14 protein-coding genes are annotated in these 26,382 nt (G+C 59.0%); 9 read left to right on the top strand and 5 right to left on the bottom strand.

Annotated elements, in window-relative coordinates; all coding sequences use genetic code 11:
- Nucleotides 1-33: 33 nt before the first annotated feature.
- The 6 genes from bcsA to EBC_RS23590 all read left to right on the top strand — a co-directional run bounded on the left by bcsA (nt 34) and on the right by EBC_RS23590 (nt 13,675).
- Nucleotides 34-2,628, top strand: coding sequence for a UDP-forming cellulose synthase catalytic subunit (gene bcsA, locus EBC_RS23615; protein WP_013204394.1), 2,595 nt, complete (start codon nt 34-36; stop codon nt 2,626-2,628).
- A gap of 20 nt (nt 2,629-2,648) precedes the next feature.
- On the top strand, nt 2,649-4,949 hold the full coding sequence (bcsB, locus tag EBC_RS23610) for a cellulose biosynthesis cyclic di-GMP-binding regulatory protein BcsB (protein ID WP_013204393.1): 2,301 nt from the start codon (nt 2,649-2,651) through the stop codon (nt 4,947-4,949).
- Nucleotides 4,946-8,254 carry a cellulose synthase complex outer membrane protein BcsC gene (gene bcsC / locus EBC_RS23605; RefSeq protein ID WP_013204392.1) on the top strand — a complete coding sequence of 1,103 codons (3,309 nt, stop codon included), beginning with the start codon at nt 4,946-4,948 and terminating at the stop codon, nt 8,252-8,254. The genes bcsB and bcsC overlap by 4 nt, the downstream gene beginning before the upstream one ends.
- Before the next feature lie 166 nt (nt 8,255-8,420).
- Nucleotides 8,421-10,424 carry a biofilm formation regulator HmsP gene (gene hmsP / locus EBC_RS23600; protein WP_041692158.1) on the top strand — a complete coding sequence of 668 codons (2,004 nt, stop codon included), beginning with the start codon at nt 8,421-8,423 and terminating at the stop codon, nt 10,422-10,424.
- Between the two features lie 223 nt (nt 10,425-10,647).
- Complete coding sequence (locus EBC_RS23595; protein WP_013204390.1) at nt 10,648-11,934, top strand: dicarboxylate/amino acid:cation symporter; 1,287 nt, start codon at nt 10,648-10,650, stop codon at nt 11,932-11,934.
- A gap of 247 nt (nt 11,935-12,181) precedes the next feature.
- Nucleotides 12,182-13,675, top strand: coding sequence for a M16 family metallopeptidase (locus EBC_RS23590; protein WP_013204389.1), 1,494 nt, complete (start codon nt 12,182-12,184; stop codon nt 13,673-13,675).
- Between the two features lie 51 nt (nt 13,676-13,726).
- Here EBC_RS23590 and EBC_RS23585 read toward each other — a convergent pair whose 3' ends face one another.
- Nucleotides 13,727-14,602: an alpha/beta hydrolase gene (locus tag EBC_RS23585; protein WP_013204388.1), complete on the bottom strand. Its 876-nt coding sequence runs from the start codon at nt 14,600-14,602 to the stop codon at nt 13,727-13,729.
- Nucleotides 14,603-15,058: 456 nt separating this feature from the next.
- Nucleotides 15,059-15,991 carry a 2-dehydro-3-deoxygluconokinase gene (kdgK, locus tag EBC_RS23580; RefSeq protein WP_041692457.1) on the bottom strand — a complete coding sequence of 311 codons (933 nt, stop codon included), beginning with the start codon at nt 15,989-15,991 and terminating at the stop codon, nt 15,059-15,061.
- A gap of 277 nt (nt 15,992-16,268) precedes the next feature.
- Here kdgK and pdeH point away from each other — a divergent pair, with 277 nt between their 5' ends.
- On the top strand, nt 16,269-17,042 hold the full coding sequence (pdeH, locus tag EBC_RS23575) for a cyclic-guanylate-specific phosphodiesterase (protein WP_013204386.1): 774 nt from the start codon (nt 16,269-16,271) through the stop codon (nt 17,040-17,042).
- A 61-nt stretch (nt 17,043-17,103) separates the two neighbouring features.
- The gene (locus EBC_RS23570) at nt 17,104-19,170 is read left to right on the top strand and encodes an AsmA family protein (protein WP_013204385.1); all 2,067 of its coding nucleotides are present in this window, start codon (nt 17,104-17,106) and stop codon (nt 19,168-19,170) included.
- A gap of 95 nt (nt 19,171-19,265) precedes the next feature.
- Here EBC_RS23570 and EBC_RS23565 read toward each other — a convergent pair whose 3' ends face one another.
- Both EBC_RS23565 and EBC_RS23560 read right to left on the bottom strand, forming a co-directional pair.
- Nucleotides 19,266-20,594, bottom strand: coding sequence for an MFS transporter (locus tag EBC_RS23565; RefSeq protein WP_013204384.1), 1,329 nt, complete (start codon nt 20,592-20,594; stop codon nt 19,266-19,268).
- A 337-nt stretch (nt 20,595-20,931) separates the two neighbouring features.
- Nucleotides 20,932-22,380 carry an alpha/beta hydrolase gene (locus tag EBC_RS23560; RefSeq protein WP_013204382.1) on the bottom strand — a complete coding sequence of 483 codons (1,449 nt, stop codon included), beginning with the start codon at nt 22,378-22,380 and terminating at the stop codon, nt 20,932-20,934.
- Nucleotides 22,381-23,063: 683 nt separating this feature from the next.
- Between EBC_RS23560 and mgtA the strand changes: the two genes are divergently transcribed.
- On the top strand, nt 23,064-25,748 hold the full coding sequence (gene mgtA, locus EBC_RS23555; RefSeq protein ID WP_013204381.1) for a magnesium-translocating P-type ATPase: 2,685 nt from the start codon (nt 23,064-23,066) through the stop codon (nt 25,746-25,748).
- A 140-nt stretch (nt 25,749-25,888) separates the two neighbouring features.
- Here mgtA and EBC_RS23550 read toward each other — a convergent pair whose 3' ends face one another.
- Nucleotides 25,889-26,140, bottom strand: coding sequence for a DUF1158 family protein (locus EBC_RS23550; RefSeq protein WP_013204380.1), 252 nt, complete (start codon nt 26,138-26,140; stop codon nt 25,889-25,891).
- Nucleotides 26,141-26,382 lie beyond the last annotated feature (242 nt).

The raw sequence follows: 26,382 nt of genomic DNA, 5'->3' as shown, positions 1-26,382 counted from the left end.
CCCGGCGTCAATTGCCCGCCCTGGGTCGACGTTGTGACGCCGTTACGCTGGCTGCTGAATCCGCCGGTCTGGCAGGCGCTGCATCAACGATACAGCGGCTTCCGCCATCACGGTGCGTCATCCCTCACCTCCGCCTTGCACTGCCTGTGGCTGGTGTTGGGCTGGTCGCTGCTGCGTTTTGAGTCGCCGGCCTGGCAAAAGGTGCAGGCCGATCGCCGTCGCCTGTACCCGCATATCTCGCCGGAAAAACCGCGTCCGGCAGACCTGCTGCGTTATCTTTTTCAGAGCCTGTGGCTGATGCTGGTCTTGCCGGTCGGTGCTGTTAGCCGTAGTGAGCGCTCACGTATTATTCCGCTGCAACGCTGGCGGCAGCGCGCCTTAATCTGGCTGGGCAGACTGCCGCAGCGCGCGGAAGACCGACAGCTGGCGCGCAAGGCCGACCGCTGCATAAAGCAGATGCCTGCTGCGCTACGCAAAGGGCTGTTTGGTTTGGCGATCCTGCTGGCGACCGCGCTGGCGCTGCTGTGTATCTCTCAGCCGTTCGACTTCTTTACCCAGGCGGTGTTTGTGGTGCTGCTGTGGAGCGTGGCGATGGTGGTGCGGCGCATTCCGGGGCGCTTACCGACCATGATGCTGATCGTACTGTCGCTGACCATCTCCTGCCGCTATCTCTGGTGGCGCTACACCTCCACGCTGAACTGGGATGACCCGGTCAGCCTGACCTTTGGCGTGCTGCTGATCGCGGCGGAAACCTATTCGTGGGTGGTGCTGGTGCTGGGCTATTTCCAGACCCTGTGGCCACTGCAGCGTCAGCCGGTGCCGATGCCCGCAGATACCGCCAGCTGGCCTTCGATAGATTTGTTAGTACCCACTTACAATGAAGCGCTGAGCGTGGTGAAACCGACGCTGTATGCGGCACTCGGCATCGACTGGCCGAAGGACAAACTGACCATTTACCTGCTGGATGATGGCAACCGCGAAGAGTTCCGCCAGTTCGCCGCAGAGATCGGCATAAAGTACATTGCCCGGTCCGGGAATGCCCATGCCAAGGCCGGCAACATCAACCATGCGCTGAAGTCCGAATGCCGCAGCGAATACGTGGCGATTTTTGACTGTGACCACGTGCCAACCCGCTCTTTCCTGCAGGTGTCGCTGGGCTGGTTCCTGAAAGATCCGAAGCTGGCGATGCTGCAGACGCCGCACCACTTCTTCTCGCCCGATCCGTTCGAACGTAACCTGGGCCGCTTCCGCCGCACGCCGAATGAAGGCACCCTGTTTTACGGCCTGGTGCAGGATGGCAACGATGTCTGGGATGCGGCGTTCTTCTGCGGCTCCTGTGCGGTGATCCGCCGCAGCGCGCTGGATGAAATTGGCGGCATCGCGGTGGAGACCGTCACCGAAGATGCGCACACCTCGCTGCGGCTGCACCGCAAAGGCTACACCTCGGCCTATATCCGTATTCCCCAGGCGGCGGGCCTGGCGACCGAAAGCCTGTCCGCCCATATCGGCCAGCGTATTCGCTGGGCGCGCGGCATGGTGCAGATCTTCCGTCTGGATAACCCGTTGATGGGCAAGGGGCTGAAGCTGGTGCAGCGGCTCTGTTATGCCAACGCCATGCTGCACTTCCTCGCCGGTATTCCCCGGCTGATCTTCCTGCTGGCACCGCTGGCCTTCCTGCTGTTCCACGCCTTTATCATTTTTGCCCCGGCGCTGGTGATCGCCATCTTTGTGCTGCCGCATATGGTGCACACCAGCATGACCAACTCGCGCATTCAGGGCCGCTGGCGTCACTCGTTCTGGAGCGAAGTCTATGAAACCGTGCTGGCCTGGTATATTGCCCGTCCAACCACGGTGGCGCTGTTTAATCCGCACAAAGGCAAGTTCAACGTCACCGCCAAAGGCGGGCTGGTGGAAGAGCAGCATCTCGACTGGGTGATCACCAAGCCGTATATGTGCCTGGTGCTGATCAACCTGGCGGGCGTGTTCGCCGCCTTCTGGCGACTGCACTATGGCCCGCCGCACGAGGTATTGACGGTGATCGTCAGCCTGGTGTGGGTGCTCTACAACATGATTATTCTCGGCGGCGCGGTGGCGGTGTCGGTGGAAGCCCGGCAGATCCGTGAAGCGCACCGGGTGGAAATTGCCATGCCGGCGGCGCTGGCGCGGGCCGATGGCCATATGCTGCCCTGCACGCTGCGCGACTACTCCGACGGCGGCGTTGGCCTGGAGCTGCGCGAAGACAATCTGCTCAGCGAAGGCGAACAGGTCTGGCTGCTGCTGCGCCGGGGCCAGCAGGAGTTCAGCTTCCCGTGCCAGGTGCAGCGCACCTTTGGCCGCCGCGCCGGCATCCGCCTGCATCAGCTGACCACCGAACAGCACGTCGAATTTATTCAATGCACCTTTGCCCGCGCCGATACCTGGGCCCTGTGGCAGGACAGTTTCCCGGAAGATAAACCGGTGCAAAGCCTGGCCGATATTGTGGTACTGGGCTTTAAAGGCTATTTGCGGCTGGCAGAGTATGGCCCTGCACCGCTGCGCCGGCTGTTTGCGCTGCTGACGCAGCTGGCAGGCTGGCTGGCCTCCTTCTTCCCCCGCAGCGTGAGCAGAACAGGCTCCGCGGTTTCCTGATTGACCTTGATGAAGACACCATGACGAAAAAATTAGCTTGGTTCACCGCATTATGGCTTGGCGTGCTGCCAGGGGTTCAGGCAGCAGCAGACGGCTACACCCGGCCGGTCAACACCACGGCGGACAGCCTGGCACCTCCGGCCATCGATCCCGCCGCGCCGGTGCGGGATTATCTGCGGCCGTTTACCCAGATCGCCCCGCCGCCAGGCAACTTCAACCTGACCGGCACCCGCACTCAGGGGCAGATTGAGTTTGGCGTGCGCAGCGATGAAGTGGTGACCAACGCGTTGCTCAACCTGAGTTTCCGCCCGTCGCCGTCGCTGATCCCCGGCATGTCGCATCTGAAGGTCTATCTGAACGACGAGCTGGTCGGTCTGGTACCGGTAGTCGCCGAACAGGCCGGTAAAAATAATCAGGTGCAGGTGCCGATTGACCCGCGATTTATTGGCGACTTCAACCGCATCCGCTTTGAGCTGGTGGGGCATTACGCCAACATCTGCGAAAACCCGGCCAGCAGCGCCATCTGGCTGGATATCGGCAAGGACAGCACGCTGAATCTGTCGCTGCAAAAGCTGCCTTTGAAGGATGATTTATCGCACTTCCCGGAGCCGTTTTTCGATGCGCGCGACAGCCGCCCGTTAACCCTGCCGATGATTTTTGCCCGCGCGCCGGATCTCGGCCAACAGCGCGCGGCTGCGGTGCTGGCATCGTGGTTTGGCACCCAGGCGGACTGGCGTGGACAGACCTTCCCGGTGCTGTATAACCAGCTGCCGGATCGTCAGCACGCCGTCGTGTTTGCCACCAACGATCGGCGTCCGGACTTCCTGAAGGATTTGCCGCCGGTGGATAAACCGACGGTGGAAATCATCGACCAGCCGGACAATAAGTACCAAAAATTACTGTTGGTGCTGGGGCGTAACGACGAGGACCTGCTGAAAGCGGTGCAGGGAATTGCGCAGGGCGAACTGCTGCTGCGTGGACAGGCCTCGAGCATCGACAGCGTGAAGGAGCTGGCGGCACGCCAGCCTTACGATGCGCCAAACTGGGTACGGACCGACCGCGCCACCACCTTCGCCGAGCTGCAACAGTTCCAGGGCCAGCTTCAGGCCGACGGCATGCAGCCTGCGCCCATCTCGTTAACCCTGAAATTACCGCCGGATCTGTTCCTGGTGCGCGCACGCGGTATCGATATGGATATCAAGTACCGCTATACCTCCCCGGTGCAGGATGACGGATCGCGGCTGGCGGTGAACCTCAACAACCAGTTTGTGCAGGATTACCCGCTGGTCAACAAGCGCGAGGAAGGCAAGCAGCTGCTGCATATTCCGCTGGTGCAGGGGCTGCTGGATGGCGGCACGCAGCTGACCATTCCGGCGCTGCAGCTGGGCGTGGTCAATCAGCTGCGCTTCGATTTTGATTATGCCAGCACCTTTATTGGCGGCTCGTTTAATAACGGCACCAACGAAGGGCGCTGCGAAACCATCACCCCGGTATCCAACCATGTGGTGATCGACGGCAATTCGACGGTCGATTTCTCCGGCTATCGCCACTATATGGAAATGCCGTCGCTGGGCGCGTTTGCCAACGCCGGCTTCCCGTTCAGCCGTAATGCTGACCTGGCGCAAACGCTGGTGCTGGTCAACAACCGTCCGCAGCCGGGCGAAGTCAGCGCGCTGCTGAACGCATTGGGCAATATCTCGGCGCAGACCGGCTATCCGGCGCTGAAAATGCAGATCGCCGATGACTGGAGCAAGGCGAAAACCAGCGATGCCGATCTGCTGATGATCGGCCGGTTGCCTGAACAGATGAAGGATGACGACAAGGTCAATCTGCTGCTGGACGCGGCGAAAAGCTGGATCAACAAGCCTAACCGGCAGACGGCGTTCTCCAGCGGCTCCTCAGCCCCGGACGATCTGCGCGCCGAAAGCCAGACCACCATCAGCTCCGCTGGGCCGATGGCGGCAGTGATTGGCTTCCAGTCGCCGTTTGATGCGCAACGCAGCGTGGTCGCGCTGCTGGCAGACAGCCCGCGCGCCTGGGAACTGCTGAATGGCGCGCTGATCGACAGCGGTAAACGCGCGGCGATTTTTGGCTCGGCATCGGTGATCCGTGAATCCGGCGTGCGCAGCCTGCGCGTAGGCGACACCTACTGGGTGGGCCATTTGCCGTGGTGGGAGCGGGTATGGAATGCGCTGGCCACCCATCCGATGATGCTGGCGGCGTTTGCCACGCTGGTGGTGATCCTGTTTGCGCTGCTGGTGTGGCGACTGATGCGCCGCGTCAGCCGTCATCGCCTCGGTGACGAGGACGACGAGGAGTGAAACGTTCGCGACTCAGCCTGTTGTTGCCGCTGCTGCTGTGGCCGTTAAGCCGCGCCGTGCCGGCGGCACCCGATCACGTTGAGCCGGTCGACTGGCTGCTGCAACAGGTCAGGATTGGCGAAGCGACCCAGAAATACGATCTGGTCAGCCAGTCGCTGTACCGGCTGGAAAAAATTGCGCCGGATAATCCGCAGGTGCTGGCGGCACAGATCCGCCTGGCGCTGCACCAGGGCGAACAGGACAAAGCGCGTCAGCTGATGGTGACGCTGAAGCAGGTTTCGCCCGATTCGCTGGCGACGCGGCAGGCTGAAGTTAGTATTCGCTTACTATCTGACGAGGGCAGGAAACAGCTGCAGCTGGCGCGGCTTCTCGCCACCTCTGGCCGGCTGGAAGAGGCCAAAGCGGCTTACGATAAACAGTTCAACGGCGTCTTTCCCTCGCCAGATATCGCGCTGGAATACTGGCGGTTAGTGTCGCGGCTGCCGGGACAGGAAAACCGCGCGCTGGCCGAACTCTCCGCGCTGGATCGCGATGCGCCGGGCAGCATCAACGTGCGCATGGCGATTGCGCAAATGGAGCTGAGCCGCAATAACCCGACCGCCGCCGTTAAACAACTGCAAGTGGTGGCAATGGATCCGGCGGGCCGGGTGCAGGCCGCCGAACTGTGGCTGAGCCATATCAAATCGCAGCCGGTCACGCCGCAAAGCGTCGCCCAGCTGAAAACCTATCTCGCCACCTTTACCAGTGACAAGCCGCAGTCCGACGGCCTGACCGAGCTGGCGCGGCAGCAAAAAATGCTGGCCGATCCGGCTTACCAGCAGCGGCTGCGCGGCCTGGCGATGATCGATGACGGTCAAAGCAGCGCTGCCATTCCCGCCCTGCGTGCTGCGCTAAAGGCGACGCCAGACGATGCCGATTTACTGGGTGCCATGGGCCAGGCGCTGGCGCGGGCCAACCAGCGCGCCGAGGCAAACGGCTATTTTCAGCGGGCGATTGTCGCCGATGCGCAGGGCACCGATATCGGCAAATGGCGCAGCCTGCTGACTTCCAACCAGTACTGGCTGGCGATTGCCGAGGGTGACAAAGAACTGGCGGCGGGCAACCTTCCCCAGGCCGCCAGTCAGTATCAGCGGGCGCGCTCGCTGGATAACCGCGACAGCTATGCGCTGATTGGGCTGGGCGACGTGGCGCTGGCACAGAAAAATCCGGCCACGGCGGAAGTGCAGTACAGCCGCGCGTTACGGCTGGATGCAGGCAATACCACCGCCGCCCGACGGCTGGCCGCACTCTATCAACAGCAGTCACCGCAAAAGGCGATGGCGTTTATCAACGGGCTACCGGCCTCACAGAAAAAGGCGCTGGGTGATACCCTCGCCAGCCTGCGCAGCAGTGCGCTCAGCGCCGAGGCGGACAGGCTGGCGGCTGGCGGAAACGTGCGGCAGGCGGCAGACGTATACCGTCAGGCACTCCAGCTGTCGCCGGACGACGTCTGGCTGAACACCCGACTGGCGGGCGCACTGCGTCAGAGTGGGCAGACGCAGGCCGCCGATCGGCAGATGCAGGCGATGGCGCGCCAGCAGCCCGGCGTGCCGGCACAGGTCTATGCCAACGCGCTCTATTTGTCAGGCAGCGACCGGCCACAGGCCGCGCTGGCGCAGATCCACACGCTGCCGCAGGCAAAGTGGGATCACAATATCACCGACCTCAATACCCGGCTGGAAACCGGCCTGCTAATCGCCCGCGCGGAAGCCAGCCTGGATAACATTGAGGCCCTGATCGCCCGCCATCAGCTGGCCGCCGCGCGTAAGCAGCTGAACGCGCTGCCGCCCGAGGCGTCCACGGCGAACGTCTACAGCGGACGGCGGGTGGCCAATGCCTGGCTGGCGGTGGGCGAGCCGCAGAAAGCCACCTCGCTGTATGCCGGGCTGAAAACCCAGGCCGCAAAAGACGGGCCGTCGCAAAGCAGCGCGCTGATCTATCGCGATGCCGCCCGTCTGGAAGCGCAGCAGGGTCAGCCTCACTTCGCGCAGGAGGATTACCGCCAGGCGATGGTCGCCAGCGGCATCAGCCTGGTGGTGCCGCCGGATAACCCAACCTTTACCCGGCTGACCCGCAACGAACGGCGGGATGACTGGCTGAAGCGCGGTATCCGCAGCGATGCCGCCGATCTTTATCGTCAGCAGGACAGCACGCTGACGCTGGAAGAGGACTATTCGCGCAATAAGGGCACCGGCGGCGTGTCCGACTTCACTGCGCACACCACCATGATGGAAGCCGAAACGCCATTTGCCGACGGCAAAAGCTTCCTGCGGCTGGATAATGTCGATGTGTCGGCCGGCACCTTCTCGCGCAACGTCGATGGAAATATTGATGAGACGTTCGGCACCTGTGCCAATGACGATGCGACCTGCAACCGCGATTTCCGCCAGCATCAGAACGGCACCAGCCTTGGCGTCGGCTACCGTAGCGATAAATGGCGCGCGGATATTGGCACCACGCCGCTGGGCTTTGCGGTCACCAACTGGGTGGGTGGCGTCACCTGGAACACCGATTGGCAGGATATCGGCGTGTCGCTGACCGCGTCGCGGCGGCCGATTTCCAGCTCGCTGCTCGCCTATGCCGGCGCGCAGGATCCCAACACCGCCAGCGGCAAAACCTGGGGCGGCGTGGTGGCAACCGGCGGCGCGATTGGCCTGAGCTATGACCAGGGCAACGCCAACGGCGTCTGGGCCGATCTCAGCGCGCACCAGATCACCGGCGAAAACGTGGCGGATAACAGCCGCGAACGCCTGATGGCGGGCTATTACTACAAGCTGATCAACGAAAACAACCGGCGGGCCACCATCGGCCTGAACGGCATGCTGTGGCACTACGCGAAGGATCTGAGTGATTACTCACTTGGACAGGGCGGCTATTACAGCCCGCAGCGTTACAGCTCGCTCTCGGTGCCGGTCAGCTGGCGGCAGCGCACGGAAAACTGGTCTTACGATCTCGGCGGTTCGGTTTCCTGGTCCCATTCGGAAACCGACGGCCAGTCACGCTACCCGCTCGATTTCGGCGCGCTGACCACGGATAACCCGCAAAGCAGCGACAGCAGCAGCAACGGATTCGGCTATACCCTGCGCGCGGTGTTGGAACGCCGGTTAAGCGCGCACTGGACGATGGGCGTCGGCGTCGATATTCAGCAGGCAAAAGACTATACGCCGAGCCACGGGCTGATCTATGCGCGCTATTCGATGGCCGGCTGGCAGGGCGATCTGGATCTGCCGCCAGAGCCGTTAACGCCATACGCGGACTTTAAATAGGGTTATCAGGCTGCATTTAGTGAGAAAATTAAGATAATCGCCTTCAGAAAACACCTAATCAACCCCTGGCCCGGACAGAGTGCTTAACAAGCGGCCGCCTTAAGATATACTCAGGGCAGTTTTTTGCTGCCCCCGGTGGTGGCATTCAGTGATTCGGAGAGTGGGTTTGCGCGTCAGTCGTTCATTAACAATAAAACAGATGGCGACGGTATCCTGCGTGGCCGCCGTGACCATCTGTATTTTTATTGTCATTCAGCTTTTCCATTTTGTGCAGCAGCGCAGGATTGACTACGCCCAGCAGATGGAAAACGTCGCCCATACCGTGCGCCAGCCGCTGTCCCAGGCGGTGCTGAAAGCCGATATTCCCCAGGCCGAACTGATCCTCAACTCCCTGAAACCGGCCGGGATCCTGGCCAGGGCCGAAGTGGTGTTGCCGAACGGCCTGCAGGCGCTGCATACCGATTTCGAGCCCGAAAAACCGGTGCCGGAATTTATCGCCACGCTGTTTGAGCTGCCGGTGAAGATCACCGTGCCGCTCTACTCGGTGGAGCCAGCCAATCCCAAGCCGCTGGCGCTGCTGGTGTTGCAGGCCGATTCCTGGCGGGTCTATCAGTTTATTCTCAGCGCCCTGTCGACGATGGTGACCACTTACCTGCTGCTGGCATTGATCCTGTCGATCGCCATCAGCTGGTGCATCAACAAGCTGATCGTTCGCCCGCTGCGGCGGATCGCCATGGAGCTGCAGGATCTGCCGCCGCAGGAGGCGATTTCCCATCAGCTGACGCTGCCTGAGCGCCACCGTGACGATGAGTTGGGCATGTTAATCCGCAGCTACAACCGCAATCAGCAGGTGGGCGAAGCGGTGCATGATGAGATGAGCAGGCTGACCACCCGTTTTGCCCTGACCAATCTGCCGAACAAAACCCTGTTTCTGGCGCTGCTGGAGCAGCATCTTAATTCCGTCTCTGACGACGACAATTTCACCCTGATGGTGCTGCGCATCGAGACCTTGCAGGACGCCAACGGCGTGGTGAAGGACGAACAGCGTGATGCGCTGTTGCTGACGCTGCTGGAAAAAATTCGCAACAGTATCGACAGCCATACGCTGGTGGGCCAGCTGTCAGGCAGCGATTTTGTGCTGCTGGTGAAGCGCGCCAATAAACCTTTCCGCGCCATGCGCCTGGCGCGCCTGCTGCTGCTGCGGCTGAATCAGCCGGTCACTTTGCAGGACATGCAGCTGCGGCCCAACCTGAGCATCGGCCTGGCGCAGCGTGAAGCGCGCGATCTCACCGCGCAGGACTTTTTAAGCCGTGCGGCGTCGGCGATGATGTCGGCCCGTCATCAGGGCAAAAATCAGATCCTGTTTTATGACCCGATGATGATGGAACGGGCGCACAAGCGGCTGACCCAGGAACACGACATTTTGCAGGGGCTGGAAGAAGAGCAGTTCTCATTGTTCCTGCAGCCGCAGATTGATATGCGTAACGGCAAGCTGGTCGGCGCGGAAGCCCTGCTGAGAATGCGCCAGCCGGACGGCAGCTGGGCCTTGCCGGAAGATCTGATTGTGAACGCCGAAGAGATTGGCGTGATCAGCGCGCTGGGCCGCTGGGTGTTCGAAGAGTCCTGCCGGGTGCTGGCGGGCTGGCAGAAGCAGGGCATTAATCTGCCGCTCAGCGTCAATCTCTCCGCCGTGCAGCTGCGTGAAGCGGATATGGTCACCCACTTACAGGACCTGATCCATCGCCACCAAATCAGTCCGGGCAGCCTGATGCTGGAGATCACCGAGACCGCCCAGGTGGGCGAGCCGGAACAGGCACTGCAGCTGTTAAGCGAGCTGCAGAAAGTCGGCATCTCGGTGGCGCTGGATGATTTTGGTATGGGCTACGCCAACCTGAACTGGCTGAGCCAGTTTAAGTCGTTACCCATCAGTAAGCTGAAGATGGACCGCAGTTTTGTCTGTGTGCTGCCGAATGATGACACCATGGTGCGAATCGTTGCGGCGATTGCCGAAATCATCAAGCTGGACGTGATTGCCGAAGGCGTCGAAACCAGCCAGCAGCGCGACTGGCTACTGGCGCGCGGCATTAATATCGGGCAGGGCTACCTCTATTCTGAGGCGCTACCGCTGGCGGTCTTTAACCGCAAATATCTGGAATTAATCACGCCTTAATACGGTCCCGTAAGGGATAATTTCCACGTGTATCAATCCTTAACGCAAACCACAACGCGTCATTACCGGTGCTGAAGTGATTCAGCTCATAAAACGGCGCGTTGCCCGGCGGCTGAGTGTTTCAAGTTATATCAATCCCGTTAACGTAGTGTTACTTTCGCGCTGAAGACTGACGATAACCTCAGCGAAAGCGCCTGCCATCCAAGCCGTTAATGGACATTCTATGAAAACTTCCCTGTTTAAAAGCCTCTATTTCCAGGTGATTACCGCCATCGTCATCGGCGTGCTGTTAGGGCATTTCTACCCCGAGTTGGGTGCCCAGATGAAGCCGCTCGGTGATGCCTTTGTGAAGCTGATCAAGATGATCATCGCACCGGTTATTTTCTGTACCGTGGTCACCGGGATCGCCGGGATGGAAAGCATGAAAGCGGTCGGCCGTACCGGTGCCGTCGCGCTGCTCTATTTTGAAGTGGTCAGCACCATCGCCCTGATTATTGGCCTGGTGGTGGTCAACGTGTTGCAGCCTGGCGTTGGTATGAATATCGACCCGGCCACGCTGGATGCCAAAGCGGTGGCGATGTATGCCCAGCAGGCCGAGCAGCAGGGCGTGGTGGCGTTCCTGTTAGATATCATTCCTAACAGCGTGATTGGCGCCTTTGCCAGCGGCAACATTCTGCAGGTACTGCTGTTCGCCATCATGTTCGGTTTTGCCCTGCACCGCATGGGCGACAAAGGCACGCTGGTATTCAACTTTATCGAAAGTTTCTCCCGCGTGATTTTCGGCATCATCAATATGATCATGCGTCTGGCACCGATTGGCGCGTTCGGGGCGATGGCCTTTACCATTGGTAAATACGGCGTCGGTTCGCTGGTGCAGTTAGGTCAGTTGATTATCTGCTTCTATATTACCTGCCTGCTGTTTGTGGTGGTGGTGCTGGGTACCATTGCCCGCGTGGTCGGCTTCAACATCTTCAAATTTATCGCCTACATCAAAGAAGAGCTGCTGATCGTGCTGGGGACCTCGTCCTCAGAATCCGCGCTGCCGCGCATGCTCGATAAGATGGAAAAGCTGGGCTGTAAGAAGTCGGTGGTCGGGCTGGTGATCCCAACTGGCTACTCGTTTAACCTCGACGGCACCTCGATTTACCTGACCATGGCAGCGGTGTTTATCGCCCAGGCCACCAATGCGCATATGGATATCTGGCATCAAATCACGCTGCTGGTGGTGCTGCTGCTCTCCTCGAAAGGGGCGGCGGGCGTTACCGGCAGCGGATTTATCGTGCTGGCGGCCACGCTCTCGGCGGTCGGCCATTTGCCGGTGGCCGGTCTGGCGCTGATCCTCGGTATCGACCGCTTTATGTCTGAAGCCCGTGCGTTAACTAACCTGGTCGGCAACGGCGTGGCGACCGTGGTGGTGGCAAAATGGGTCGATCAGCTGGACGAGCAACAGTTGAAAGACACGCTGGACGGCAAAAATAAGGCGAAAAAACTGCCCGAAAACGCCGCATAAGCCGTTAATTCGTTAAATATCCCCTCAAATGCCCGTCGCGACTTGCCCTCGCGGCGGGCATTTGCATAATAACCCTCAGAGATTTTTATCATTTTTCACTCCGTGGTGGGACATCCCCGCCAATGCGTGGTCTAAGAAGCTGTTCTGAGAAAAAACAGCGGCTTCCCTGAGTTATCCCTCCCGTAGATAGCAGCAGGCCGTAGATCGCCAGTGATTTTTTTTGGTTTGTGATTGAGTAGGGGTTCACATGCAGGGCACCAGAATTCGTCTTTTGGTTGGTGGAATATTGCTGGCCGCGGTCAGCAGTACTGTGCAGGCTGAAACACTCCAACCCGATCCCGCCTGGCAGCAGGGAAAACTCGACAACGGGTTCACCTGGCAGGTTTTAACGACTCCGCAGCGTCCCAGCGACCGCGTTGAAGTCCGCTTACTGGTTAATACCGGCTCTCTGGTGGAGAATACCCAGCAGGCCGGTTACAGCCACCTTTTACCGCGTCTGGCCTTAGTGCATAACGCGAAGCTCGACCCTGCGCAGCAGCGCTCGCTGTGGCAGCAAAGTATCGATCCCGATCGCCCGCAACCGCCTGCGATCACCTCTTATGACTTCACGCTCTACACCCTCAGTCTGCCGAACAACCGGCCGGAAGTGGTGAAAGAAGCGATGAACTGGCTGGCGGCGACCGTCGGCGATATGACCATCAATGAACAGACGGTGAACACCGCGCTGGCTGCTGACGATCCGATCGCCACCTGGCCTGCCAATCCGCAGGATGTCTGGTGGCGTTACCGGCTGAAGGGCTCCACGTTGCTGGGCCACGATCCGGGCACGCCCGCTAATGCGCCGATCGACCCGGTCAAGCTGAACGACTTCTACAAGCAGTGGTACACGCCGGATGCGATGACGCTGATGGTGGTGGGCAACGTCGACAGCCGCAGCCTGGCCGAGCAGATCAACAAAACCTTCTCGCCGCTGAAGGGCAAGCGTGATACGCCGTCGCCGATGCCAACGCTGTCGCCACTGCCGCCGCAGCCGATTAACCTGGTTAACAATAATCTGACCCAGGATCGTCTGTCGCTGGTGTGGGATTCGCCGTGGCAGCCGATCAGGGATTCGCAGAATTTGCAGCATTACTGGCAGAGCGATCTGGCCCGTGAAGCGTTGTTCTGGCACGTGCAGCATGTGCTGAGCGACAGTAAGGCGCAGAAGGTGCAGGTGGGCTTTGACTGCCGCGTGCTGTACCAGCGCGCGCAGTGCGCCATCAATCTGGATGCGGATAACGCCACCCTGCAAAGCAACCTGAATCTGGTTGCGCGGGAGATGGTAAACATCCGCGATAACGGCCTGCCGCAGGAAGAGTTTGACGCGTTGATGGCGCAGAAAACCGCCGAGCTGAACAAGCTGTTTGCCACCTACGCCCGCACTGATACCGATGTGCTGATGAGCCAGCGTTTGCGCTCGCAGCAGAATGCGGTAGTGGATATCGCGCCGGAACAGTATCAGAAACTGCGCCAGAGCTTCCTGTCGGGCCTGACCTTGCAGATGATGAACCAGGAGCTGCGCCAGCAGCTGTCACAGGATCTGACCATGATGCTGATGCAGCCGCAGGGCGAGCCGGAAACCAACGTTCAGCAGCTGGAAGAGAGCTGGAAGAAAATCATGGCACCGGCCCCGGAAGCGGCGGCCGCAGCGGTGGATGAAACCAAGCCGGAAGTCTCTGATATCCCGTCTTCGCAGAACTGATCTGTTCTGACCACAACCCGGTCGCCTAACGCGGCCGGGTTTTTTTGCGTGCTACCAGATCCGTGCGCGCAGCCATTCATTAACCAGCATCGGCCAGCTGGCCAGCGGCAGATCGGCGACGTTGCGAATGCCAAAGCCGTGCCCGCCTTTCTCGTAGAAGTGCAGCTCGCTGGAGACCTTGTGTTCCCGCAGCGCGCTGAACATCACCATGCTGTTATTGATTGGCACCGACTCATCATTCACCGCATGGATCAGCAAGGTTTGTGGCGTCTGCTCAGTCACGCGCGTTTCCATCGAGTACGCGTCAATTTCCCGCTGCGTCGGATGCTCACCCAGCAGATGCTGGCGACAACCCTGATGCGCCAGCCCTTCACGCATACTGATCACCGGGTACATCAGCACCAGTGCATCCGGACGGGCGGTCAGCGAGTCGGCAATATCCTGCACCGGATAGAGTTTCTCAGTGAAGCGCGTACCGACGCTGGCGGCCACATAGCCACCGGCCGAGAAGCCCATCATCACAATACGCTTGCCGTTCAGCCCACGGGCGGCACGGTGCCGCAGCACGCGCACCGCACGCTGCGCATCCGATAAGGGCGCGTCAGCCGCTTCATGGTGACCATCCTGCGGGAAACGGTAGGTCATCACCGCCAGCGTATAGCCCATCGCGGTAAAGAACATCGCCAGCGCGCTGCCTTCTTTGTCGATCATGATTTTTTCGAAGCCGCCACCGGGTGCGACCAGCAGGGTCACGCCGTTGGATTCTTCCGGATACCAGAAGGCCAGCTCAGGATTGCGCACGCCGCTGGCGGCACGATCGTAAGGTTCGTACTCTTTCGCTAAATCGACAATTTGTGGGCTGACCCTGGAATCGCTGGCACCGGGAGCCTCGCCGTGAGGCCAGATATTAATAATTTCGGTTTTCATAGGCGCTCCTGAATTTCATTATTTAAGTATAGGCGAGCCCGGCGCGAGAATAGGGGGGATCGGCTGCAATAAAACAATCATTGCCCATTTATTTATACAGCGTCCAGCCTTGCTCACGCTTTTAGCGCAGTTTCAGACTATGCCCAGAAGCGCCGGTCTGGGGTTATTTATCTGCTGCTATCTGATTGTTTTAAAACGAGTCGGTTTGCATCACGGATCGCCATTAAGCGGGTTTAGGGTAATTATCATAATATTCAGTTTATTATCCGTTTACCGATCTGCGGCTGGACCTGAATTAGGAATTGACTCATTCAGACTGCTTACGGATAAGCCGCGTAATTAATTTGACTTAAATTGCGGATGTTAATTAAAGGGCGGATCGGCGGGCGTGGAATAATAAAAAGCCCCGCGAGTGCGGGGCTGTTTGCCGCCAGGGCTGAAAACCGGCGAACGCGCTTAAGCCGGCATTGCCGAACGGGGAATGATCGCCCCGCGATGTTGGATCACCGTGCTGGCGGTCAGATGGCCGCGTTTCGCCGCCTCTTCCGCACTGCCACCGCTTAGGCGTACCGCCAGATAGCCGGCGCTGAAGGAGTCTCCTGCCGCCGTGGTATCGACCACGCTGCTGGCCGGCAGCTTCACTGCCGGCACCTCCAGCAGTGGCCGATCGGCCAGCGACACCAGGCAGGATTCGGCACCGCGCTTGATCACAATCTCGCTGACGCCGGCGGCACGGGTGCGGGCAATCACCTCGTCAACCGGCGCTTCGCCCCACAGCAGGGTTTCATCGTCCAGCGTCAGGAAGGCGATGTCGGTACAGGCCAGCATCACCTGATAAGCCGCCTGGGTGACCTCTGCCGACGGCCACAGGCGTGGTCGATAGTTGTTATCAAAGATGATTTTCCCACCGTTGCGGCGACAGGCGGTCAGCAACGCCATCAGCTTTTCCCGGCTCTGCGGGCTGAGGATCGCCAGGCTGATGCCGCTCAGGTAAAGGTAATCGAACCGGGCCAGCTGCTGGCAGATGTCCTCTGCGCGCTCGCCGTCCAGCCAGAAGCGCGCGGCGGCATCGTTGCGCCAGTAGTAAAAGGTTCGCTCGCCCTGCGCATCGGTTTCAATCACGTACAGGCCCGGCAACTTGTTATCCATCTGCTGGATGAGGCCGGTCTGCACCTGCTCCTGCTGCCAGGCGGCGAGCATCTCACCGCTGAAGCTGTCGGTGCCCAGCGCGGTCACGTAATCCACGCTGAGCTGCTGTGGGTCAACCTGACGGGCGATATACACCGCGGTGTTCAGCGTATCGCCGCCAAAACCGCGGCTCAGGTCGGTGGCTTTCTGTGAAAGCTCAATCATGCACTCGCCGATAACGGCAATTTTTTTCTGCGTCATGGTGGTCAGCTCATCCCTCAAATTTGCACCAGTTTCGCTGCGCAGACGCACGTAGTCAATATTTTAAAACGGTGTTTTACTTTTTTCCTCACGCAGTGAATCGCTGAGAATACAGCAGCAACGGCCTGCATTTTCGGCCAGCTGCGGCCCGCGGTAATGGGCAATTACCGGGCGTTTTTAGCGCCAGGCGCGATAAAGTTCTGCGATCCGGTGCCGATATCTCTCTTGCGGGAGATCCGTTCCCCGAACGGTCTCATCATTATCAAGGATCAATTACATGGTGCTGAACGACCTCAGTCACCGGCTTCCTCTCTCAAATGTTGTGACAAAGCAACAGGATGAGCGTCTGTACTGGCAGGAGTGCCAGCGCATCTATACGTTTCAGCCTATCTACCGGGTGACCGGCAGTCTGATGGCAATTGAGTTGCTCACGGCGGTATTCCATCCCGCCGAACCGGGCAAGAGGGTATCACCGGAGTCCTATTTTGCAGCGCTTGAGATCCCACAGCGCCTGCACATTGTTACCGAGCAGCTTGAATTGCTGGCGGAATGGGAAACGCTGTTCACCTCCAGTGGCACCGTTGCCTCGGTCAATATTGATGGCCCAACCCTGTTGGAACTGCAGCATCATGCTGCCATCCGTCAGCTGGTTGCGCGCTGCCCGTGGGTGCGCTTTGAGCTGGTGGAACACCATATGCTGCCGCAGGAAGAGATTGTCGCGCAGATGCCGGAACTCGGCCCGCTGTGGCTGGATGATTTCGGCTGCGGCATGGCCAACTTTTCCGCGCTGACCGAGCTGAAGTATGACTACATCAAAATGGCCCGCGAGCTGTTTATCATGCTGAGAAAGTCAGAAGAGGGCCGCAATCTCTTTAACATGCTGCTGGCCCTGATTAATCGCTACTGCAAAGGGGTGATTGTCGAAGGCGTTGAAACCCTTGATGAATGGATGCAGGTGAAAAATTCACCGGCTTATGCTGCTCAGGGCTACTTTTTTGCCCGTCCGATGCCTTTTGACCAGCTGGGATCGCTGCCGCACCAGCTGATCTGATCCCGTTTCCTGCGCTCTCGACTATCTTTACAGAAGGCCGAAGCGAGCAAGGAGACCGGGTATGTCGCGTACGGGAAAAATAATTAGCTGGATTGTCGGGATTTTTTTGTTGCTGGTGATCGTGGTGGTGATCATCATTGCGACCTTTGACTGGAACCGACTCAAACCGACCATCAATCAAAAAGTGTCGACTGAATTGAATCGTCCGTTCGCCATTCGCGGTGACCTGGGCGTGGCGTGGGAACGCAACCGGGATGAACCTGGCTGGCGCAGTTGGGTGCCATGGCCGCACGTTCATGCCGACGATATTCTGCTGGGCAATCCGCCCGAAATTCCTGATGTCACCATGGTGCATCTGCAACGCGTGGATGCCACGCTGGCCCCGCTGGCGCTGTTGGGCAAAGAAGTTTATATCCCGTGGATTAAGCTGACGCAGCCGGATGCCAGGCTGATCCAGACCGCGGATAAAAAGAATAACTGGACCTTCAATCTGGCCGGCAGTGACAACCCGGATCCGAATCAGCCGCCTTCTGCGTGGACCTTCCGCCTCGACAACATCATGTTTGACCGCGGACAGATCGCCTACCGGGATGCCATCAACAAAGCCGATGTGCAGGTCACCGTTGATCCGCTCGGCAAGCCGGTGCCTTACGTTCAGGTGGCGGGCAGCAAGGATGATAAGAGCCAGAAGGGCGCGTCTGATTACGTGTTTGGCTGGAAGGCTTCCGGTACTTACAACAACGAGAAGCTGACCGGCGACGGCAAAATCGGCGGCATGCTGTCGCTGCGCAGTAAAACCAATCCTTTCCCACTGCAGGCCGACGTGCGCAACGGCACCACGCGCGTGCAGGTGGCCGGTACGCTGCAGGATCCGCTTAACCTTGGCGGGCTGGATATCCGGCTGCGCTTCGCCGGTGACACGCTGGCCAATCTCTACGGCCTGACCGGCATTCTGCTGCCGGATACGCCGCCATATGAAACCGATGGACATCTGATCGCCCGCTTCCAGCAGAAGGGTGGCCCGGTATTCCGCTATGAAAATTTCAACGGCCATATTGGCGACAGCGATATTCACGGTTCCATGACTTACACCCAGGGCAAACCGCGTCCAAAACTGGAAGGTTCGCTGGAATCGAAACAGCTGAGAATGGCCGATTTAGGGCCACTGATTGGCGTGAATTCGGGTAAAGGCAGCGAGAAAACCGAGCAGGCGAAAGCCAAACGGGGCGATGCCACCACGCAGCCGGCAGATCGCGTGTTGCCACACGATAAGTTCGATACCAAAAGCTGGGGCGCGATGGACGCTGACGTGAAGTTCAGCGGCAAGAAAATTGAGCACAGTAATTCGCTGCCGCTCAGCGATCTGTACACCCATCTGGTGCTGAAAAACGGCGATATCCTGTTGGATCCGCTGCGCTTCGGCATGGCCGGCGGCAATCTCAACTCCACCATTCATCTGGAAGGCGATCGTACGCCGATGCGCGCGCGGGCCGATCTGCATGCCCGTAACCTGAAGCTGAAGCAGCTGTTCCCGAATGTCTCCGCCATGCAAAGCAGCATGGGGCAGATGAACGGCGACGCCACGCTGAGCGGAAACGGTAACTCGGTGGCCGATATTCTGGCGACCAGCAACGGCGAGCTGAAGATGCTGATGAATGACGGGGTGATCAGCCGCAGCCTGATGGAGATTGTCGGTCTCAACGTCGGTAACTACGTGGTCGGCAAGCTGTTTGGCGATGATGAAGTGCGGATCAACTGTGCCGCAGCCGACCTCAACGTCACCAACGGCTTAGCCTCAACCCGGCTGTTCGTCTTTGATACCGAGAACGCGGTGATTAACATCTCCGGCACCACCAACTTTGCCAATGAGCGGATGGATTTGTCGATCGATCCTGAGAGCAAGGGTATCCGTATCATCACCCTACGCTCGCCGCTGTATGTGAAGGGCACCTTCAAGAATCCGGATGCGGGCGTGAAAGCCGGTCCGCTGATTGCGCGGGGTGCGGCAGCGGTGGCTCTCGGTGCGGTCGTGGCGCCCGCCGCCGCGCTGCTGGCACTGATTTCACCCAGCGACAACGAGCAGAATCAGTGTACCAACGTGCTGCAACAGATGAAGAGCAAGAAATAATCCCCGGCGGGGATGGGCGCAGCGCCCGTTCCCGCAGCGGATTTCAGCACGAAAAAAAACCGGCCAGAGCCGGTTTTTTATTGCCTGAACAAGGCTTAGTCGTACAGCGATTCGTGGCGGGTTTCTTTGCTGGCCAACAGCGCAATCAGCGTCAGGCAGGCCATCGAGGCCAGATAGATGCCGACGTAGAACAGACCGTAGGTGTGCGCTAACCAGGTGGCGATATAGGGTGCGACAGACGCCCCAAGGATCGACGACAGGTTATAGGAGAACGAGGCACCGGTATAACGCACTTCCGTCGGGAACAGCTCCGGCAGCAGGGCACCCATCGGGCCGAAGGTCAGCCCCATGATGCTCAGGCCGCACAGCAGGAAGGCCATCACCATTAGCTGATTCCCTGACCCTAACATGCTCGGGAAAATCAGCGAGAAGGCGATAATCATCAGGGTAATGACGATCATGGTTTTGCGGCGACCGAAGCGGTCTGCCAGCAGGCCGGCAATCGGCACCATCACACCAAAACCAATGACCGCCAGCATCAGCATCCACAGCATGGTATTGCGTGGGAAGCCAAGACCGCCCGGTGCCGGCGTGGTGCCGTAGGTCATTGAATACACGGTCATGATATAGAACAGCGTGTAGGTCGCCAGCATGATAAAGGTGCCGATAATCGTCGCCTTCAGGTGCTTAGACAGCAGCGTGCCAATCGGGATTTTGACCTGCTTCTTCTCTTTCTTCACCTTGGCAAAGACCGGCGATTCGTGCAGCGACAGGCGCACGTACAGCCCAACCAGCACCAGCACCGCAGAGAGCACAAACGGCACGCGCCAGCCCCACTGCATAAACTGATCGTCGGTCAGCAGCCAGGAGAGCAGCAGGAAGGTGCCGTTGGCAAAGAAGAAGCCAATCGGCGCGCCGAGCTGCGGGAAGGAGCCGTACAGGGCACGCTTCTTCGCCGGGGCATTTTCCGTTGCCAGCAGCGCCGCGCCACCCCATTCCCCACCGAGTCCCAGACCCTGACCGAAGCGCGCCAGCGCCAGCAGCAGTGGCGCAAAGACGCCGATGGTTTCATAGCCCGGCAGCAGGCCGATCACCACGGTTGAAATCCCCATGGTCAGCAGCGATGCGACCAGCGTGGCTTTACGGCCCACGCGGTCACCGAAGTGGCCAAACACCGCCGAGCCAATCGGGCGCGCGACAAAGGCGATGGCGAAGGTAGCCAGCGACTGTAGCGTGGCGACCGTGGCATCACCCTGTGGGAAGAAGATATGCGGGAAAACGATGACCGCAGCGGTAGCATAAATATAGAAATCGAAAAATTCGATAGCGGTGCCGACCAGCGAAGCGACCATCACTTTACCGCGGGAATTTACGGGCGTGGTGTCGTTTTCGGCGTCGAGCGTTGGGGCGATGGAGGCTTGCATAGCAGTTTCTTATTTGTAAAACATGTTAAAGAATCTTACGCACAGCGGAGACGGCATTCAATGGCGAAAACCGCGGCACGACGGGCTTGCGGCGTGGAAAAGAGGATTATGCGTGACAGAGGATAATTGCCGGGCGATGGCAACGCCAAACGCCGGTTTGCTGGCAATAAACACCAGTAAACGGCCAATAAAAAGTGGCGGGTCAGCGTTAAATGCTGGCTTTTGGCTAACTTTTGCCCAGCAAACCAGATTTATGACTGGCTTTCGCCCCAGCGACGGACGACGTTAACCCCGACACAGCGTGTTACAACGCGTGTCGGAGCGGATGGGGAAGGGTTTATTTTATCGTCGCGTTAACCTGCTCAAGCATCCACGGATAAAACGGATTCGACGACTGGCGCATCAGCGAATCCAGGCTGACGATTAACACCGAGCGCTCCCCGCGCGGCGTCATCGAGCCGAAACTGACGCCGAACGCATTGGGCGGCGTCGGTGTGCGCCCGTACAGGGAATCGGTTAACGGGAAGGGCAGCGCCACATGGGACAGCGAATAGACGTCTGCCGGGTAACGCAATCCCAGCGGCGTGACCAGGGTCGCGGTGCTGCCGGCTGGGGTGGTTTTTGCCACTTCCGTATCGCTTCCGGCAGAAGCGTTGGTGACCAGGGTCGCGGTGTAGGCCCGTGGCGCGGGAGGTAACAGATGTTCTGCCGCATGGCGGGCGCTGCTGCGCATCAGCGGGGAGAGCGGCACCGACTGATTGATATCAAACAGCACCAGCTCGCTGCCGTTGGCCGGCAGCAGATTGTATAAGGCTCTGACCACCGCAGGCGTGCTGACCGTGGCATCCGCCACCGACTGGAAGGTCAGCACCGGCGGCAGTTTAGCCAACCGCTGGCTGGCCTGTTCATGATGCAGCTGGCTCTGCAGGGCGCTGGTAAGCAGCCAGGACTGGCGCGCCGCTTTTACCGGGAATGAGTTGTATTTGAACGGGTTAAACTCCGGCAGGATGCTCAGCCACGCCGATCGGGCAAAGGCCGGGAAGATCGACGGGATCCCCGCCAGCCCGGCATAACGGGCGTAGCTGCTGACGCCAATCATCGGCGAGATCAGGATCAGCCGGTCGGGTGCCGGCAGGGTCGGATCGTCCAGCGCATCCAGCGCATATTTCATTGCCAGCGCGCCGCCGTTGGAGAAGCCGACGATATGCAGCGGTGCACCGGGTGGAATGCGTTTTTTCGCTTCCCGCACGGCCAGCCGGGTTGCCGCCATCCAGTCCTGCCACACCACGCTGGTCAGCGCCGCCGGCACCGTGCCGTGGCCGGGTAAGCGGATCCCCAACGCGATATAGCCATGCTGCTGATAGTCCTGAGCGATATGGCGCAGGCTGTAGGGTGAGTCGGTCAGGCCATGCAGCAACACCACTGCGCCACGCGGCGTGCCGGTCGGCATCATGATGTAGGAGCGGTTCCAGTCGGTGGAAAAGTGTTCCGGATTGACCGGGCTGCGCTCCGCATAGCGGTTATAGGTTTCCGGATTGTCGTCCTGCAGCCTGTCGCTGACGTTAATTTTGATGCCGTCGAACAGGTTCTGCTCATTCTTCAGATAGCCCGCCCAGTCGCTGTTATCCATCTGACTGTCGCTCAGCTCCTGCGGTACCCAGGTGTGCCACAGCTGCAAATCTGGCCCGCGTTCCGTTAGCGCCACGCGCAGCCCCAGCAGCACGATCGATACAATGACCACCAGTATCGCCACGCGTTTAAACCAGATTTTAGTCCGTTGAAGCATTGTCATCCTGTCCTTCTGCCCGAGTCTCCGCTGCAAGTATAGAGCGGATCGGCCTGGGAATGAGACTGTGTTTAAGCAATGTCTTAATGGGAATTTCGCCGCTGTTGATTAATGGTTTAAGAAAAAAACAGCGATTAATCACCGTAAGTTACCATTTATCTTTATGATTATGTTGGGTATTTTTATTTTTACATCGCAATGTGGTGCTAAATTTTGCGGTTTACTTCGGTCCTGACCCGGCCTATAGTGACGGCGATTCACACAACGGAGCCCAAAATTGGACAGTCACCCCTTAAGTAACATCTTAATCTGGTAAGCCAACTCCTTTGTTTGCTTGCCGAAAAACGGCGGGCAATGTTTCACCTCCTTTCAAGGTCGTCGCATCCCCCCTGACTTATCGTAATCAGGTCCAGTGAATACTGGGCGCGGAAGGCTATGCGTTTGATCCCCGATCTTTTGCAGTGCCGCTAAACACACTTTTTCTGATAAAGGATTTTCTGATGAAAGAACCTCCGACCAGCGATGGGCGAAGGCGGCTGCACGGCAGAAGGGGGATAAACACGCACTGATCTTCCCTTCTTCACGCTGTCCTGCCCTCGTCCCGATCCGTACACATTCTGATTAATCCTCATGCGCAGGAGAGATTCCCCGCGCCTGAACAAAAAAAAGAAAGGATCTGGCAGATGAAAATGAACAATGCCAACTTAAACCTTGCCCGCGATCTGGCCATCGCCAGCGCCGCAAAACAGAGCCTGGACAGCACGCTGGCCAGAATGCATACCCAGCGTCAGGGCCTGACCCAGGAAGAGGCCGCAGAGCGCCTCGCCCATTACGGCAAAAACCAGGTGGCGAACGAGAAGGCACCCCATGCCATTCGCCAGCTTTTTCAGGCGTTTAACAATCCCTTTATCTGGGTGCTGATGGTGCTGGCCGGCATCAGCTTTGTCACCGATTACATTTTGCCGCAGCGCAAAGGTGAGGAAACCGATCTGACCGGCGTGCTGATCATGCTGATGATGGTGATGCTGAGCGGGCTGCTGCGTTTCTGGCAGGAATACCGCACCAATAAAGCCGCGGAAGCGTTGAAGTCAATGGTGCGTACCACCGCCACGGTGATCCGCCGCAGCAGCGCCTCGGCGCAGCCGGTCAGAAGTGAAATTGCCCTGCATGATGTGGTGCCAGGCGACATTATCTTCCTGTCGGCGGGCGACATGATCCCGGCTGACGTGCGGCTGCTCTCCTCCCGCGACCTGTTTGTCAGCCAGGCGGCGCTCAGCGGGGAGGCCATTCCGATTGAGAAATATGACGCGATGGCCAACATCGCCGAGAAAACCGCGGCCGGCAGTAGCGATGATGCCGACCTGCTGTCGATGCCCGGCATCTGCCTGATGGGCACCAACGTCGCCAGCGGCACCGCAACCGCCGTGGTGGTGGCGACCGGTGGCGAAACCTGGTTTGGCTCGCTGGCGAAATCAGTGGTGGGTAGCCGTCCGCAAACGGCGTTCGACCGTGGCGTCAACAGCGTCAGCTGGCTGCTGATCCGCTTTATGCTGGTGATGGTGCCGATTGTGTTGTTTATCAACGGCTTTACCAAAGGTGACTGGTCCGATGCGCTGATGTTCGCGCTGGCGGTGGCGGTGGGTCTGACCCCGGAAATGCTGCCGATGATCGTCAGCTCCAACCTGGCGAAAGGGGCGATTGCTATGTCCCGTCGCAAAGTGGTGGTGAAACGGCTGAATGCCATTCAAAACTTCGGCGCGATGGACGTGCTGTGCACCGACAAAACCGGCACGCTGACGCAAGATCGCATCATTCTGGAACAGCATCTGGATGCCCATGGCCGCAATAACGACAAGGTGCTGCAGCTGGCCTGGCTGAACAGCCGCCATCAAAGCGGTATTAAGAACCTGATGGATAAAGCCATCCTCAGCTTCAGCCAGGGAAACCAGGCGGTCGCCGGACTGTGGCGCTACCGTAAAATTGACGAGCTGCCGTTCGACTTTGAGCGTCGCCGCCTGTCGGTGGTGGTCGCCAATGAACACAATCAGCAGCAGCTGATTTGCAAAGGCGCGGTGGATGAGATGCTGGCGGTGGCCAGCTGGTGGCTGGACGGCGGCGAAAAGCGTCCGCTGGATGAAGCCGCACGGCAACAGTGGCGTCAGCAGGCAGAAGAGTGGAATCAGCAGGGCTTCCGCGTGTTGATGCTGGGCGAACGTGAGCTGGGAGACAATCCGCTGACGCTGCCGTTGAGCAAAGCGGACGAGCGTGAGCTGACCATTTGCGGGCTGCTTACCTTCCTCGATCCGCCAAAAGAGAGTGCCGGCGAAGCGATTGCTGCGCTGCAGGAAAGTGGCGTGGCGGTGAAGGTGTTGACCGGCGATAACGCGATTATCACCAGCAAAATTTGCCGTGAAGTCGGCCTTAACCCGGGCGTGCCGCTGTGTGGGACCGAGATTGCCCGCCTCAGCGACGATGAGCTTTACCCGCTGGTAGAAGCGCGGACGGTGTTTTGCCGCCTGACACCGCAGCAAAAATCACGCGTGCTGCAGGCGTTGCAGTACAACGGCCACACCGTCGGCTTCCTCGGCGATGGCATCAACGATGCGCCGGCGCTGCGGGATGCGGACATCGGCATTTCGGTGGATACCGCCACGGACATCGCCAAAGAGTCCGCCGATATTATTCTGCTGGAAAAAAATCTGATGGTGCTGGAACAGGGCGTGATTAAAGGCCGGGAAACCTTCGGCAATATCATTAAGTACCTGAACATGACCGCCAGCTCCAACTTTGGCAACGTGTTTTCAGTGTTGATCGCCAGTGCCTTTATTCCGTTTTTACCGATGCTGGCCATTCATCTGCTGATCCAGAACCTGATGTATGACCTGTCTCAGCTGGCGCTGCCGTGGGACAAAATGGACAAGGAGTTTTTACGCAAACCGCGCAAATGGGACGCGAAAAACATCGGTCGTTTTATGCTGTGGATGGGGCCAACCTCGTCGCTGTTTGATATCACCACCTTTGTGATTATGTGGCACGTGTTTGCCGCCAACAGCGTCGAGCATCAGGCCCTGTTCCAGTCGGGTTGGTTTATTGAAGGGCTGCTCTCGCAAACGCTGGTGGTGCATATGCTGCGCACCCAGAAAATCCCGTTTATTCAGAGCCGTGCGGCGCTGCCGGTGATGATAGCCACCGGGCTGGTGATGGCGTTGGGGATCTATATTCCGTTCTCACCGCTGGGGCATGCGGTCGGTCTGGTGCCGTTGCCATGGTCGTACTTCCCATGGCTGGTCGCCACGCTGTTCGGGTACTGCGTGGTCGCGCAGGCGATGAAACGTGTTTATATCCGCCGCTTCGGCCAGTGGTTCTGAGGAGAAACGCATGAAATACGCTAACGTGGTGACCACCATCGTGCTGTTCTTCGTCGGGCTGCTGATTTTCTCCAGCGGACTGCTGATGATCCTCAGCATGTAATGCAGTCAGGGCGGATCGCCGATCCGCCCTGATTTTTTTAATCCCGTGAGACCTTCACAAACCGCAGGTAAATAAAGCGGATCACAAAGTATTCAATCGCCCCCAGCAGCAAAAACCACAGGCAAAACACCAGCGTATACAGCTGGCCGATATCACTGAGATGGAACATCGCCATCAGGCGGTACGTCAGGCTCAGACCAAACCATGGCGCGGGCAACAGCAGGGCGGAGAGCATGCCCAGCATCAGGGTGCTCATCGGCATCAAAAAGGTCAGAAACGGGTTATTCATGGAGCTTCCAGTCGGGTCATCAGCGGCCATTTTCCAGCAAACTCGCTTCAGGTTCAATGCTTACACCGCCAGCGCGCGTTTCACCTCTTCCCGCATCCACTGAATAAAGCTGCTGCGCTTCTCCGAAGGGTGCAGATCCTGCCGCTACAAAACGTGAATCGGGCGGCGTCCATTTTGACCCGCTGAGCGAGATGACCATCACCCAGTTTGAAACCGGCAAGGTTTACCGGGTCTGGTAACGC

Origin of the sequence: Erwinia billingiae Eb661 (assembly GCF_000196615.1) — a bacterium.
Taxonomy (GTDB): domain Bacteria; phylum Pseudomonadota; class Gammaproteobacteria; order Enterobacterales; family Enterobacteriaceae; genus Erwinia; species Erwinia billingiae.
The sequence above is the reverse complement of the archived record's forward strand: the minus strand, read 5'-3'. Positions and strand labels throughout refer to the sequence as shown.